The sequence below is a fragment of the Corynebacterium sp. MSK204 genome, from assembly GCF_030229885.1.
In the GTDB taxonomy this organism is placed as follows: Bacteria; Actinomycetota; Actinomycetes; order Mycobacteriales; family Mycobacteriaceae; genus Corynebacterium.
The window spans coordinates 1-14,648 of record NZ_JASPGQ010000005.1 but is presented as its reverse complement, the minus strand read 5'-3'; the positions used below and the strand labels follow the sequence as shown (position 1 = coordinate 14,648).

Genomic DNA, 14,648 nt, shown 5'->3' with positions numbered 1-14,648 from the left:
AGGTATGGGGACGGAACGCGGACGATGAATGGATAGTTGCGTCCCCGTATAACCGGCGGAATCAAAAAATCGATCCAGAAAAGAAGGCTGGGCCAGTGGCCAAAAAACATGCGAAGGTGCTCAAAGGGCGTATTAAACAGCGCTTTTTGCCGCAGGTCGAGTTGTCCTCGCAACCTGATCACGCGCTCCTTGATGTCATCACTGTGCCCAAGGATCAAAATGCCAGCCCGTGGCGCCAGTTGGCCAAACGCGCGCTGTGGGCATTCGGCATCCTCATCTTTGTCACCATCGTGGTGTACTTAGACGGCGAGGGCTATAGCGAGGACATGTCGCTTTTGGATTCCTCCTACTATGCCGCCGTCACGCTGACCACCGTGGGGTATGGCGATATCGTTCCGGTCACGGAGCAATCGCGGTTTATCAACCTCGTACTTATTACCCCAGCCCGCCTCATCTTCCTTGTGCTGTTGGTCGGTGCTACGCTCTCCGTGCTCACGGACAAGGCCCGCCGCACCTTTGAAATCCAGAACTGGAGAAAGCAATTGCGTAACCACACCGTCGTTATCGGCTATGGAACGAAGGGCGCCGGGGCAGTCGCCGCGCTCTTGGCAGACGATGTGCCCACCTCCCAGATCGTGGTCATCGATAATAACCGCGCCTCGCTGGCGCATGCCGAACACCACGGGCTGGTCACCATCTTTGGCTCGGGCACCAAGCAAGACGTGCTCAAGGTCGCTGGGGTGGAGCACGCAACCTCCGTGGTGGTCACCCCGTCCTCGGACGATACCGCGGTGCTGTGCTGCCTGTCCGTGCGCGAGCTCGCCCCCAAGGCCAAAATCGTGGCCTCGGTGCGCGAATCCGAAAACCGCCACCTGCTGCGCCAATCCGGTGCTGATTCCGTGGTTACCTCTGCAGAGACCGCCGGCCGCCTGCTGGGACTTGCCACCGTGACCCCCACCGTGGTGGAAATGATGGAAGACCTGCTTTCTCCCAACGAGGGCTTTTCGGTATCTGAGCGCGCCGTGCGCGAGTTCGAGGTTGGTTCCAACCCGCGCCACCTGGCGGATATCGTGCTCGCGGTGTTGCGCAATAACGAGCTCCACCGCGTTGATACCGCTGATGCCTCCGCACTGAAACCGGGCGACCGCCTGCTGTATATCAAGCATGACTTGGAGCAACCCGTGGAAGTGCAAGATGAGGACGAGGAGGATTAATTGTATTTGCCCGTAACGCACACGGGTCTAGTGCCTGCCACCGCGAGCGGGGACGCCGCGTTGGTGGAGCAATTGCCGGAGGGCGTGGGGACACCGGAGATGGTGGACATCGGCACGTTGCACGTTTTTGCCTGCCCGGAAGCAATCGCACGGGGGATGGGGCAGCTACAACCTGCGACCTTTTTCGCCGATGATTCCCTCGTCATGCAGGCCATTGCCTTGATTCGCAACCGGCTGGAGCAGCGCTTCGATCCGCGCACGGGCCACCCGTTGGACTATCCCACGCCGGGTATTATTGGCCGCGATCCGCAGGATTCGCGCCGCATGGTGTTTCCGCGCCTAGACCCGGCGGTCATCGGGCTCATTGAGCTCAAGGGCGAGGAGCAGATTTTGCTGGCGCGCAATCGCGGGCGCAATAGCTTCTTTTCCTTGATCGCCGGATACGTGGAACCGGGCGAGACCATTGAGGCCGCCTTTGCCCGCGAAACCATGGAGGAAACCGGGCGCCGCATTGACAATCTTCGCTACTGGGGATCCCAGCCGTGGCCGCCGAGTGGCTCGCTTATGCTGGGCTTTCACGCAGAGACATCGGATGTCCAGCCCACCTGCCATACTGATGGGGAACTGGAAGAAATTCGTTGGGTGACCCGCGCCGAGCTGCCTAAGCTCCCGTTGGCCACCGCGGGTTCTATCGCACACACGATGATTATGGAGTGGTATCACGGTGAATAAGCCGGATTTGTCCCTGCTGGATGAGGATCAACGCCGCGCGGCCACCGCCCCGCGCGGGCCGGTGTGCATTTTGGCGGGCGCGGGCACCGGTAAGACGCGCACCATTACTTATCGCATCGCCAATATGGTGGATCAAGGGTTCGTAAACCCCCAGCGTGTTTTGGCCGTGACCTTTACCGCGCGTGCGGCGGGAGAAATGCGGGATCGCCTGCGCATGATGGGCGTGGCTGGCGTGCAGGCCCAAACCTTTCACGCGGCCGCGCGGCGCCAGCTGAAGTATTTCTGGCCGCAGGTCGCAGGCGATCTGCCGTGGACTCTATTGGATAATAAATTCCCGTTGGTAGCCCGCGCGGTGCGCTCGGTGGGGCTGGATAATTCCAAGGACATGATCCGCGACGTGCTGGCAGAAATCGAATGGGCAAAGTCCGCGCTGGTCAGTGCGGAGGACTATGAGAGCGTCATCGCGGAAACGGATCGCACCGCCCCGGCCGATGCCGCCAAGGTGGCCGCGGCCTTCCGGCGCTACGAGAAGGCCAAGGCTACGCCGGATATGATGCATTTGGACTTCGATGATCTGCTCATGCACATCGCTGGCGCCATCGAAAACGTCCCGGCCATTGCAGAGACCTTCCGCGAGCAGTACCGCACATTCGTCGTTGACGAGTACCAGGACGTCACGCCCCTGCAACAGCGCGTGCTGAACGCCTGGCTGGGTGATCGCGATGATCTCACCGTGGTGGGCGATGCCAACCAGACCATCTATTCCTTCAACGGCGCCTCGCCGGAGTACCTGTTGAATTTTTCGCGCAGCTATCCGGACGGGACCATCGTCAAGCTGCAGCGCGACTATCGTTCCACGCCGCAGGTCACGGACCTGGCTAATCGGGTCATCGGCAAGGCGACGGGGCGCGCGGCCGGCACCCGCCTAGAGCTGCAGGGCATGCGCGAGCCTGGGCCGGAGCCGACGTTTAAGGCCTACGAGTCCGAGGAAAATGAGGCGCAAGAGGTGGCCGGGCAGGTGCTCACCCTGCTCAACCAGGGCGTGCCGGCTTCAGAAATTGCCATCCTGTACCGCATCAACGCCCAGTCGGAGCAGTTTGAGCAGGCGCTTGCCGATGCCGGAGTGGTCTACCAAGTCCGCGGCGGTGAAGGTTTCTTCCGCCGCCCGGAGATTCTGGAGGCCATTCGCGTGCTCATTGCCGCCACGCGCCGCGATGATTTGCCGGAGGACCCCGTGGCGATTGCGCGGGCCGCCTTCGTCGAGCTTGGGCTCAGCGCCACCGAACCGCAGGGCGCGCAGGCCCGCGAGCGCTGGCAATCGCTGAACGCGCTGGTGGGATTGATTGAGAAGATCGTGGAATCCACCCCGGGCATCGATCTCAACGGGGTGCTGGGTGAGCTGCGCCGCCGCTCTACCGATAAGCAAGCCCCCGCCATGGAGGGCGTTACTCTCGCTACGGTGCACGCGGCAAAGGGCTTGGAGTGGGACGCCGTCTTCCTCGTCGGACTGAGCGAAAAGCTCATGCCCATCAACCACGCCATTAAGGCGGGTAACGAGCAGATCGAGGAAGAGCGCCGCCTGTTTTATGTAGGCATTACCCGCGCCCGCGAGCACCTAGCCTTGTCGTGGGCATTGGCGAAGACCGCCGGTTCCAGGGCCTCCCGGGAGCGCACTCGGTTCCTCGATGGCATCGCTCCAGGCGTGGAATCGTCTGCGGGAAGTGGCCGCTCCCGCCGCCCGAAGCGCTGCCGCGTATGCAGCGGGGTACTAGAGACCCCGGCGGAAAAGGTCATTGGCCGGCATGAAGACTGCGAGGGCAATGGCGATGACGAGGTCTTTTCCGCCCTGCGTTCGTGGCGCGCGCAGGTTGCCCGGGAAGAAAAGGTTCCGGCCTATGTCATCTTTACGGATGCCACGCTGCAGGCCATCTCGGAAGAGTTGCCGGCAGATGAGGCGGAGCTGCTGTCCATTTCCGGAATAGGGCCCAATAAATTGGAGCGCTACGGCGAGCAAATCCTGGAGGTCATTCGCTCGGTGCGGCTGTAGCCAGGTTGACTTTGCCGCCAAAGCACACCGGGCAGCGCGGATGGGCGATGGCCGTGCGTTGCTGGTGGCGGCCGTAGACGTCTACCTCCCATTGCTGCCCTGGCCGTGGGAAAGCCGTGGGCGCGCCTGGCGGTAAGGGGCGCTTGCTTAGGCGGCGGATCACCACCTGTGCTTGGGCCGCTACAGCATCGATGACTAGTTTTTCTGGCTGCCTGCGCACGCTGGTGAGCTGGGAAGCAATGGCGCTCCACTGCGGATCCGCATCCACGCGGAATAAGTGAATACACAGCGGGCAGGGGCCTTGCCCTTCTACGCGCAGGGGCCCGATGATGCCGCGGTTATCCAGTAAGGAAACCGGTAACCAGGTTGTCGGGGTGCCTGCAAGCGCATTGGCGCAATCGATGGGGCAGTGGAGCTGGTCGATGGCAAGCACCGTAAAAAGCCCATCGAGGTCGTGGATATAGGAAAAGATTTTGTCCTCATCAAGGGGGATGCGCACCGTATATCCATCTGCTGCCAAGCGGGCGCGCAACTCCAGAGCAAGCGGGGATTCACCCAGCATGATGATGGTTTCATGCTGCTCGGGATGTGGTGGCTGGGGCCAGAGGATGCCATAGTCCAGAGCATCATCGATGAGGCTGCTGGCGGCGGCGCTATCCAAGCCGGCCGCTTCCAACCGCGCCGCCAATTCCCCGGAATCGACCGGCTGATGGGCCGTGGCAAAAGCGCGGGCCACACCTTGCGCATTGCCCGTATCCGCCACCGCCACCCGGGTGGCGTCCATCCCAAATTGCACCACGGAATCCTCGCGGCAAAATACGCCACACCCTGGAGCTAATGTCACACGTTGAGCCGTGCCTTGTGAGGCAGTCACTGATTTCCCCCTCGATTCCCCTTTTATCACCCCGAATACGGCATATGTGCCGCATGTGCGTCCATTGCACCACAGGTACAATAGCCTGTCATGTCGAGCACGCAACCACCAGGACGTACCCACCCTGAGGTCAAGGTTATCCGCTCTGCGCGGCGGCGAAAGTCCGTGCAGGCGCGCATGGTGGCCGGGGTATTAGAAGTGCGTATTCCAGCCTGGATGTCCGCCCGCGAGGAAAACGAGGCGGTACAGGACATGCTTGCGCGCTTAGAAAAGAAAACCGGTGGTGCGGCGAAGACCGATGCGGCGCTTCTCCAGCGCGCCGAACAGCTCAACGCGCAGTACCTGGAAGGCCGCGCGTGGATTGGGTCCATCCGGTGGGTGAGCAATCAAAATACGCGGTGGGGTAGCTGTACTACCTCCACCGCGGATATCCGGCTGAGCAACCGCCTACAGCAGGTGCCGGATTATGTATTGGATTCGGTCATCATCCATGAGCTCACCCATACCTTCATCCCGCGCCATGGGCGCGAATTCTGGCAGTGGGCCGATAGGGCGCCCCACGCCGAGCGGGCCAAGGGCTACCTCGAGGCCTACCAGCGCTGGGGCGGTTAGCGCGAGCTACTTATCCTCGCCGCCGTTGTCCTTTTCGGAGTTGTCGTCGCCGTCGTCCGCGTCGTCGCTGCTCTGCGAGTCCTTGTCTTCTGCAGAATCCTTGTCCTCTTCGGACTTGTTTTCGGAGTCCTCGCCGGAGCCCTCGCCGTTTTTGAGCATCTCTTCGAGCTTGGCAAATTCTTCCTCGAAGCCCTCATCTGGCTCATCATCCAAGAGGGAATCGATGAAGGCGGCCGGGTTATCGAGGTGCTCTGCGGTGGGCAGGAAGTCTGGGTGGTCCCAGGCCTTATCGCGCTTTTCGGCACCTACGGCCACGGTGGCGCGGCGCCAGAGCTCGGCGGCCTCGGTCACCTTGGGGGCGTTGAGCTCGATGCCCACGACCTTGCTAAAGGCCTGCTCGGCAGATCCGCCGGTGCTGCGGCGGTGCGCCCATGCCTCAGTGAGCTTGGAGGTGGAAGGGATGCGCTCGCCCAAGGCCTCGCTTACGACGTGCTCGGCCCAGCCCTCGACCAAGGCCAGCAGGGTTTCTAGCCTGGAGGCGGCGGCGGTGTTCTTGGAGGTAATTCGCGGGGAGAGATCCATTCCCTGCAGCTTGCTCATGGCTTCCTGGATGGCCTGCGGGTCGCCGGATTCCAGGTTCAGCTCGCGGGCGAGCTCTTCAATGTGGGAGGTATCAATGACCAAGCCGATGGCGTATTCCTCCACGGAGGAGACGATGCGCTCTACCAGCCACGGCACGTGCTTAAACAGGCGCTGGCGGGCGGCCTCGCGCGCGGCGATATAAACCAGTACCTCTTGGCCCGGAACGTTGAGCTCGCGCGCGACCTTCTGAATGGTATGCGGCAAAAGCGCCACCGTATTGGCCGGGGCGATGGGCAGGCCAAAATCGGAGCCGGTCAGTGCCTGGCTGGCGAGATCGCCCAGGGCGTGGCCTAGCTGCATGCCGAAATTCATGCTGGACATCTGGCCCATCATCTTGGTCATCGGGCCCATCATTTCGCGGGCCTCTTCCGGCATGGATTCCAGCTGGGCATCGTTCATGTGCTGGGCCACGGGGGTGACCATGCGCTCCCAGGCGGGCATGGTTTCTTCCAGCCACTGCTTGGAATCCCATGCCTGCGTGGTACCGGAAGCGGTGGGGAGAATAGAGGCATCGTCAAGCCAGAGCTCCGCCAGGCGCACCGATTCTTCTACTGCCTTGGAATCCTCCGTGCTGATGTCTTTTGACTTGGGGATCTGCTGCAGGGCGATGCGCTTGGCCATGTCGTAATTGACCGGCCCGGAGTTCTGGGGCGAGTTCATGGACGAGCCCATGCCGGATAGCATCTGACCGAACTGGTTCAGCATGTCTCCGAGGCCGCCACCATTACCGCCGCCGAATGCGCCGAACGGGTTCTGGTCACGACGGCCGTCATTATCGTCGTCATCGTTATTTGGGAAAGAAAAACCGAATCCGTTGCTCATGCGCTCCAATCTACCGGCACCGTGCGGAAAGTTTCCATGATCACAGCAACGCTGACAGCGAACAGTACGCCAAAGGTTGTAGGCTATTGCTTCGTGAATTCTCCTGCTAGCCGTCGCGTCCGCACCATCGCCTGGGGTGCTATCCCCGTTGTGCTTACCGGTGCGTTGGTATCGCTTGACCATATCCCGGGCACCGATGTCTCGCTGACCGTTCCCTATGCCGCCGAAGGCCCTGGCCCCACCGTGGATACGCTGGGCGAGGTCGATGGCACCCAAGTCGTTGATGTGCAGGCGCCAAAGACCTATGAGCCCAGTGGGCACCTGAATATGACCACCGTATCCGTGCGCACCAATATGACCTTGGCGCAGGCGTTGGGGCGCTGGGCGCTTACCGATGACACCCTGGTGCCCATCGATACCGTCATTCCGCAAAACATGACCGATGAAGAGGTCCAAGAATCCAATAAGCAGGCCTTTACCCAATCGGAGTCCGCGGCCACCATCGCGGCGATGGACTATTTGCACCTGCCGGTCAAAATCACCGTGGCCGAGGTCATCGAGGACGGCGCCGCTTCGGAGCACCTCAAAAAAGACGATGTCATCACCGCAGTCGATGACACCGAGGTCACCGAGCCAAGCGAGGTCCAAGACATCATCAAGGACAAAAGCCCCGGCGATAAGGTAAAAGTCAGCGTGACGCGCGGGGATAAAGAGCTCAGCGAAGAAATCGAATTGGGCGAAAACCCGCACGATAAGGGCAAGGCGTTGCTCGGAATCGCCATGCTATCCCAGCCCAAGGACGATATCTCGGTGAACTACAACCTGCAGGATATCGGCGGGCCGTCAGCGGGCATGATGTTTACCTTGGCGGTCATCGACAAGCTCAGCGATGAAGACCTAACAGGTGGCACTTTTGTGGCCGGCACCGGGACCATTCAGGCCGATAGCAAGGTCGGGCCGATTGGTGGCATCGAGCATAAAATCGCCGCCGCGCACGATGCCGGCGCTGAGCTCTTCTTGGCGCCTAAGGACAACTGTTCTGCAGCGGCCGGCAGCGACCACGGCGATATGACCATTGCGCAGGTAGAAAACCTCGACGATGCCGTGGCGGCCATGAAGGACTTTGCGGCGGGCAAAGACGTCAAGGAATGTAGCTAATAAAAGCTCATAAGGCCGAGGCCTAGTCCTTTACTAGGCCCAATTCCTTAATTTTTTCTTCTGGGTCCACCTGGTCAGAAGAGATCATCTGCTGCATGACCAAGCCTTCCTTATTATCCACCACGGTGATAACGGCCGTGGTGCCCAATGTGGACCAGCCGACGACGCGATCGCCATCGTCCTCGATGGCATGGGAGCTGCGCAGCTCTGTAAGTACCTGGGTGGTCTGGGAGGCCTTGGAGTGCGACTTAAAGAACTGGAACTGCCCCACTTTAGGACCGGAGCAATTGTAGGAAGAGTCCCCGCCGGTGGAATCGCAGCGCTCAAACTGGGCGAATAGGTCTTTGGGCGCCAGCGACTTATATGTGTCATAGACCTTGGCCACCGATTTATCCAATTCGCCGCTAGCGCTCGGCTCGCGGGTGGAGCTTTCCTCGGAAGCCGCGTCCTCGTCCTTATCTGCCGATTCTGACTCCGTAGAAGACGTGGAGGATTCGGTGCTTGATGCCGCGGACTCCTTGTCGTTCTCAGAGGTCGTGGTGGTGGCCGCAGAGGTGGTCTCTACGGGGGCATCGTCAGGCGCATCAGCATCGGAAGAACAACCTGCCGCAGCCACGCTGAGCCCTAGTAACGCCGCCGCGGTAGCGGTGCGGGCAGAAGAACGGCGGGTGAAGGAAAGGCGTCGCACTGTATAGAACTCCTTGGTTGCGGGCTTAATTGCCACTTAGTCTAGTTCATCCGGATCCTGGTTGAGGCCATAGCGCAGCGCGGCGATTACGCCAGGGGCCACCTGCGGGCCGCCGCGGAGCTGAATATCGTCCTCAGCAAAGGGGCCGGCCGCCTCAAGCTCTTCTTCAGTGGGCCGCAGCTGCAGCAAGGTGGTCTCAATTCCTTCCTCGCGCAGGGCACCCGAATACAGGCGCGCCGGGCGAGGGGAGGGGTCCTCGCTAGAAGTATCCCGGAACTTGATCTCCTGGGCCAAGATGGCGCCCGCGACCTCGCGCGGCCAGGCCAAGCGGGAGACGTAATCAGCCAATTCCTCGGAACCCGGCTCGATGTTTTCCGGGACATTGTCTTGCACGATAAGGGTCAGCGGGGACGCGGTTTCCTCATCCATGGCCGCTAGCTGGTCCGCCACCAGATGGGTGGGAACAAGGGCGAAGATGGTGGGGCGGGCGTCCCAACCTTCAGCATGGACGAACTCCACGGCCTCCGTCATAGCGCGGTTTAAAGCTGGCTGTGATAATTCGGGGGAACTCATAGGCATCCTTATTCGTTATCTGGGTATTGATTCCTTAAACTGGAAAAAGTCTACATGTTTAATATTCGCACTATTTGATTGGAGCTGGCGTTGTCCCTAGGGTCATCCACACCAGCCGCCCCATTGAAGCGGCCACCTAAGGTCGCGGCAATTATTGCGGCCATCATTGCCGTCCTCTTATTCTTCGGCCCCATGCTCGTGGGCATGTACACGGATTGGAGGTGGTTTGGCTCCATTGATTACCGCAGTGTTTTCACTACCGCGATTATTGCGCGCATAGTCCTCTTTATCATCTTCGGGCTCGTTGCTGCCGCAGTGGTGTGGGCAGCCGGGTTCTTTGCCTGGCGCGGCCGCCCCGATTCCCTGGATGTGGGGGATCTGAATTCGCCGGTCTATCAGTACCGCCAGTCCATTGAGAAGTCCATGGGCGTGCTGTTCAAGGTCATCCCAGCCATCGTGGGTATCATCGCCGGTTTTATTGGCCAGTCCCACTGGCGCGATGTGATGCTATTCCTCAATGGCCAGGACTTTGGCGTACAGGACCCCCAATTCCACCACGACTTGGGCTTTTATGCCTTCAGCCTGCCTGTGCTGCAGATGGTGGTTAACACCCTGTCCATCCTGCTCGTGCTCGCCTTCCTCATTGCCTTGTTTGGCCACTACATTTTGGGTGGAATCCGCATTGGCAATAAGGCTGCGGGAGTGCGTGGCTCCATTTCCCGCTCGGCGCGCCTGCAGCTTGCCATTACGGCCGGGCTGTGGATGGTGGCCCAGGTCGCCGGCTACTGGCTGGAGCGCTACGGGCTGCTGTATTCCGAGCACGACCTGTTTACCGGTGGTTCCTACACGGATATCCACGCCTACCTGCCGGCCAAGATCATTTTGATGATCATCGGCGTCTTCGTCGCTATTGCGCTCTTTATGGCCATCGTTATTAAAGACCTGCGCATTCCTGGCCTCGCCGTCGTGCTCATGCTCGCGTCCTCGCTCATCATCGGCCAGGCATGGCCGCTGCTCATGGAGCGCTTCTCGGTACAGCCAAACCGCCAGGCGAAGGAAAACGAGTCCATTGCCCGCAATATCGAGGCCACGCGGTATGCCTATGGGCTTACCGATGACCACGTGACCTACAAGGAAAACTGGGGCGGCGACAACGTATCGGATGACAAGGTTGCCTCCGATAACGCCACCATCAATAACCTGCGCTTGCTGGATCCAGAGATTTTGTCGCCGACGTTTACCCAGATGCAGCAGCTGAAGAACTTCTATGGGTTCCCAGAAACGCTGTCCATGGACCGCTATGAAATCGATGGCAAGATGCGCGACTTCGTCGTTGCAGCCCGCGAGCTGGACCCGAATGAGCTGCGCGAAAACCAGTCCGACTGGATCAACCGCCACACCGTATATACCCACGGCAATGGCTTCGTAGCCGCGCAGGCTAATACCGTCGATGAGGTTGCCCGCGATGCCGGTTCCGCCCGCGGTGGTTACCCCATCTTCACCGTTTCTGATCTGCAGACCCAGGCCGGCGAGTCCGAGGGTGAGGGCGAGACCCAAGATGCCGAGAAGTCCTTGGGCATCAAGGTAGACCAGCCCCGCATTTACTACGGCCCGGTCATCGCTAGTGCCGCAGATAATTTGGACTACGCCATTACCGGTACCACCGGCGAGAACCCAGTGGAGTACGACACCGATAGCACCAACTACACCTATGACGGTGAGGGCGGCGTTGAGATTGGCAATCTCTTTGACCGCACCATGTATGCCGCCAAGTACCGCGAGCTGAACTTCCTGCTTTCGGACCGCGTGGGCAGCGAATCCAAGCTGCTTTATGACCGCGACCCCCGCGAGCGCGTGGAGAAGGTTGCCCCATGGCTGACCACCGATTCCGCTACCTACCCGGCCGTTATTGATGGTCATCTGAAGTGGATCGTCGATGGTTACACCACCCTGGACTCCCTGCCGTACTCGCAGCGGGCTTCGCTTTCCGATGCCACCCAGGACGCCCTCAACCCCGATGGCACCACCCAGCGCTTGGTCAATGACCGGGTGGGCTATATCCGCAACTCCGTGAAGGCGACCGTGGATGCCTATGACGGCAGCGTGGACCTCTACGAGTTCGACAAGGAAGACCCCGTTCTCAAGGCCTGGGAAGGTGTCTTCCCGGATGTGGTGAAGCCGGAATCCGAGATCTCCGATGAGCTGCGCGAGCACTTCCGCTACCCAGAGGACATGTTCAAGGTGCAGCGTGACCTCTTGGCCCGCTACCACGTTGATGACCCGAACGTCTTCTTCAATAACGACGCCTTCTGGTCCGTACCGAATGACCCGACCGCAGAGGAATCCCGTGACCTGAACCAGCCGCCGTACTACGTGATGGCTGCCGATCCGGAAACCGGCGACCCGAGCTTCCAGCTGACCACCTCGTACCGTGGTTTGAACCGTGAGTTCCTGTCCGCACACATGGCGGTATCTTCCGATCCGGATACCTACGGCGATATCACCGTGCGCGTGCTGCCAACCAATACGCAGACCCAGGGTCCGAAGCAGGCACAGGACGCCATGATGTCTTCTGACCAGGTTGCCCGCGATCGCACCCTGTGGGAAGGCACCAACGATCTGCACAACGGTAACCTGCTGGCCTTGCCGGTCGGCGGCGGCGAGATCCTCTACCTCGAGCCGATTTACTCGCAGCGCAAGGATCAGGCATCCGCCTTCCCGAAGCTGCTGCGTGTGCTCGTGTCCTACAAGGGCCGCGTGGGCTACGCACCGACTATCGGTGATGCCCTTGAGCAGGTGGGAATCGACGCCAAGTCCGCCCAGGACATCGAAGAGATCGAGGGTGACTCCGGCGACGACGATGCCGCTAAGGACAGCTCTTCTGCGGACAAGAAGGACGAGAAGAAGGAATCTACTGAGGAATCCGCTCCGGCTTCGGCCCCTCGTTCCTCCGATGAAGCAGGCGCTATCGAGGACATCAACAAGGCCCTGAAGGGCCTGGAGGATGCCCGCAATGGCTCCTTTGAAGAGTACGGCCGCGCCTTGGATGAGTTGGACAAGGCAGTTGAGTCCTACCAGAAGTCCGAGGGCTAAAGCCTCTCACTTCGCGTAGTAGAAACTCAGGAAATAAGGCACCTACCCAGGGGATTTGGGTAGGTGCCTTCCTGTCTGTATAGTTACAGAAGTCGCCGGGACAGAGCGAATACGTTAAGTATTACTGCACTGTTCAAGCGCAGATGATGGAAGTCATCTCGACGCGGGGTGGAGCAGCTCGGTAGCTCGCTGGGCTCATAACCCAGAGGTCGTAGGTTCGAATCCTGCCCCCGCTACCAACTTCCAGGCCCCTACCAGCGGAAACGTTGGTAGGGGCTTTAGTTATTACTCTTAAGGCGCACGCCCTGGGACTCAAATTGGGACTTTAGCGATGGCATTTTGTCACTTAAGCCGGTTTGGAAGCGATGCTGCCCGACACGCCCCTAAGCGTTACCCTTCGCGCGGTTGTGGGACATAAAAGGAACTGCTACCCTCAGCCTAGGTATACAAATTCTGGAGCTTTCACTGTAGACGGTGATCCGATTTAATATGTTGGGCGAAACTCTTCTTTTTACAACTTACTTCCTCGCTCGAGAGTCTGACCTTGAACAATTCCATAAACAGTATTTAAAAAGAGTGGATAAGGCTCGAGAGATCACGCAGATACTCTATGTAACTGACGAAATTACACATGGGGGAGACGGAGTAATTCGCGAAGTCATGATGCAAGATTTCCGTAGGGATATGCGAGACTTTGGCACTTACCCATTTGATGAATCTGAATGGGGTTTGTATAACCTTTCATGTGTGGCTAAAGACGTTGACGAACCCGCCATGGAAGGAGCTGGTGTCTCTCGGCTATGGCGTGATTTGGCATTAGGCGAAGAGACAGTACCTAGGGAATTTACCAGTCATGTAAAAGCCGTTAATGTGTCGAGCGATGGCAGAGGGTTCCCTCTGGGATCTATTTGTGCTTGATTGTCATCCAGAAATTCAACGGAATATCCATATGATAAATGCCGTCACCTCTTGATTAAGGCGTCAGTGTGTAGTCTGGGCGACTAGGCTAATCACTGGTGCACATATCCGGTGGCTTCATTTCTGGTACTAAATCGCTTCGCGAAGCACCAATAGCCAAAGTTTTTGACAGGCGAGCAGACGCACGTATCGCGCGATTTAGAGACTCCCACGCCATATCATCCCCACCATCGTTGTATTCTCACACCACTTCTCGCGTTGATCGTCGCGATAATCATGGGCCACAGCCAAGTATCCTCGATCTACAAAACGCTAGACCGTAAGCTGAGTTGTACGAAGTTACTTCTTTTCTCTTACCTGCATCCTGATCTCGCCATGTATTTGACTGGAAGAATTCTCTATATAGATGACGCGACGGTGAAAATGCAACAGGCTCCATTTGCCCAGGAAGAGTTAAAAGCGGTTAGCGATATGGCGGATACGCTGGTGCCTCTTACTATTTCAAAAACACCACTATATGGCTCTAACGATGGCAGCGACGTAGTTCCTCAATGGTTTAACATGGAAAAAGGCCTAGCCTAAAAATAAATGCGGTAAGACATAATAAAAAGGTCGGACGTGATTCGTTATCGGAATGTAAAGCTCTGCGTCTACTCTTCTGTCTGCTTTCATCCTTCTCAATTCCATAAAATGCTGAGGAACGTTGTTGCTGGCTTTCCCAAACCACTCGATTTTATCTCCTGATCCATAGTCCAAATCTCCAGCAAATGCATCGCCAATCACCAGCCCAACCGGAGCCAGCCTTAAGATTCAGTGAGGAAAGTGCGGCTCCTCCCCCGCCCCCATAGAAAAGCGGTATATGTCACGACAAACGTAGACATCAAAACATGCAATGGGACAGCCCGCTCTGGACCCCCCAAATAAACTTGCAGAAACCCGATCCCCCACTGAATTATGATGAACAGAATAAGAACTTTAGCGATTCGTTGAATGCCCTCTGGAGTTCCAGACTTATGTAAAAATATTGCTACCACCACTGTAATCAAGAGGTAGACATACGTAGCTCCAGAATGGACATAAGCCAACATCAATGTGTCAAAAGCTAAGCGTCCTTCCGCAGCCTGTTGCCAAACTCAATTGCTTGATGGATTGCCCGCGCAACGCCTTCAACGGGGACAAGGGAGCCCGCATGACAATTTGGTTGCGTCCAGTAGCGTGGTGTATCTGTAACTGACGGTGGGCCCCTTATGAATGAGGCCGGCGACCACCGTCGTA

Annotated in this window: 12 protein-coding genes and 1 tRNA gene; 9 read left to right on the top strand and 4 right to left on the bottom strand. The window is 58.6% G+C overall.

The annotated features are described in order from the left end of the window. Window positions 1–95 precede the first annotated feature (95 nt). The 3 genes from QP908_RS04420 to QP908_RS04410 are packed head-to-tail and all read left to right on the top strand — an operon-like array spanning window position 96 to window position 3,993. Entirely contained in the window at window positions 96–1,214 is a 1,119-nt protein-coding gene (locus tag QP908_RS04420; RefSeq protein ID WP_284771762.1) for a potassium channel family protein, read from the top strand. Continuing rightward, complete coding sequence (locus QP908_RS04415; RefSeq protein ID WP_284771761.1) at window positions 1,215–1,946, top strand: NAD(+) diphosphatase; 732 nt, start codon at window positions 1,215–1,217, stop codon at window positions 1,944–1,946. After that, entirely contained in the window at window positions 1,939–3,993 is a 2,055-nt protein-coding gene (locus QP908_RS04410) for an ATP-dependent DNA helicase UvrD2 (protein ID WP_284771760.1), read from the top strand. Before QP908_RS04415 ends, QP908_RS04410 begins: the two co-directional genes overlap by 8 nt. Here QP908_RS04410 and QP908_RS04405 read toward each other — a convergent pair. Then, window positions 3,971–4,837, bottom strand: a complete 867-nt coding sequence (locus tag QP908_RS04405) for a hypothetical protein (RefSeq protein WP_284771759.1) — start codon at window positions 4,835–4,837, stop codon at window positions 3,971–3,973. The genes QP908_RS04410 and QP908_RS04405 overlap by 23 nt on opposite strands. A 120-nt stretch (window positions 4,838–4,957) precedes the next feature. On the opposite strand from QP908_RS04405, the gene QP908_RS04400 reads away from it, so the two are divergent. Continuing rightward, window positions 4,958–5,479 carry a M48 family metallopeptidase gene (locus QP908_RS04400; RefSeq protein WP_284771758.1) on the top strand — a complete coding sequence of 174 codons (522 nt, stop codon included), beginning with the start codon at window positions 4,958–4,960 and terminating at the stop codon, window positions 5,477–5,479. A 6-nt stretch (window positions 5,480–5,485) separates the two neighbouring features. On the opposite strand, the gene QP908_RS04395 is transcribed toward QP908_RS04400, so the two are convergent. After that, complete coding sequence (locus tag QP908_RS04395; RefSeq protein WP_284771757.1) at window positions 5,486–6,943, bottom strand: zinc-dependent metalloprotease; 1,458 nt, start codon at window positions 6,941–6,943, stop codon at window positions 5,486–5,488. A gap of 93 nt (window positions 6,944–7,036) precedes the next feature. Here QP908_RS04395 and QP908_RS04390 point away from each other — a divergent pair, with 93 nt between their 5' ends. Then, window positions 7,037–8,101: a YlbL family protein gene (locus QP908_RS04390; protein ID WP_284771756.1), complete on the top strand. Its 1,065-nt coding sequence runs from the start codon at window positions 7,037–7,039 to the stop codon at window positions 8,099–8,101. A 22-nt stretch (window positions 8,102–8,123) separates the two neighbouring features. On the opposite strand, the gene QP908_RS04385 is transcribed toward QP908_RS04390, so the two are convergent. Together QP908_RS04385 and QP908_RS04380 are read right to left on the bottom strand one after the other, a co-directional pair. Then, entirely contained in the window at window positions 8,124–8,789 is a 666-nt protein-coding gene (locus QP908_RS04385; protein WP_284771755.1) for a beta-N-acetylglucosaminidase, read from the bottom strand. A gap of 36 nt (window positions 8,790–8,825) precedes the next feature. Next, on the bottom strand, window positions 8,826–9,362 hold the full coding sequence (locus tag QP908_RS04380) for a PPA1309 family protein (protein WP_005277569.1): 537 nt from the start codon (window positions 9,360–9,362) through the stop codon (window positions 8,826–8,828). A gap of 123 nt (window positions 9,363–9,485) precedes the next feature. On the opposite strand from QP908_RS04380, the gene QP908_RS04375 reads away from it, so the two are divergent. From QP908_RS04375 to QP908_RS04360, 4 genes are all read left to right on the top strand, one after another. Further along, complete coding sequence (locus QP908_RS04375; RefSeq protein ID WP_284771754.1) at window positions 9,486–12,455, top strand: UPF0182 family protein; 2,970 nt, start codon at window positions 9,486–9,488, stop codon at window positions 12,453–12,455. Window positions 12,456–12,617: 162 nt separating this feature from the next. Then, window positions 12,618–12,694, top strand: a tRNA-Met gene (locus QP908_RS04370). A gap of 235 nt (window positions 12,695–12,929) precedes the next feature. Beyond that, window positions 12,930–13,373: a hypothetical protein gene (locus QP908_RS04365; protein ID WP_284771753.1), complete on the top strand. Its 444-nt coding sequence runs from the start codon at window positions 12,930–12,932 to the stop codon at window positions 13,371–13,373. Window positions 13,374–13,538: 165 nt separating this feature from the next. Then, window positions 13,539–13,955, top strand: a complete 417-nt coding sequence (locus QP908_RS04360) for a hypothetical protein (protein ID WP_284771752.1) — start codon at window positions 13,539–13,541, stop codon at window positions 13,953–13,955. Window positions 13,956–14,648 lie beyond the last annotated feature (693 nt).

Coding starts and splice junctions, on each gene's coding strand:
- QP908_RS04380 (WP_005277569.1), bottom strand. CDS start 9,362: ATGAGTTCCCCCGAATTATCACAGCCAGCTTTAAACCGCGCTATGACG.
- QP908_RS04395 (WP_284771757.1), bottom strand. CDS start 6,943: ATGAGCAACGGATTCGGTTTTTCTTTCCCAAATAACGATGACGACGAT.
- QP908_RS04400 (WP_284771758.1), top strand. CDS start 4,958: ATGTCGAGCACGCAACCACCAGGACGTACCCACCCTGAGGTCAAGGTT.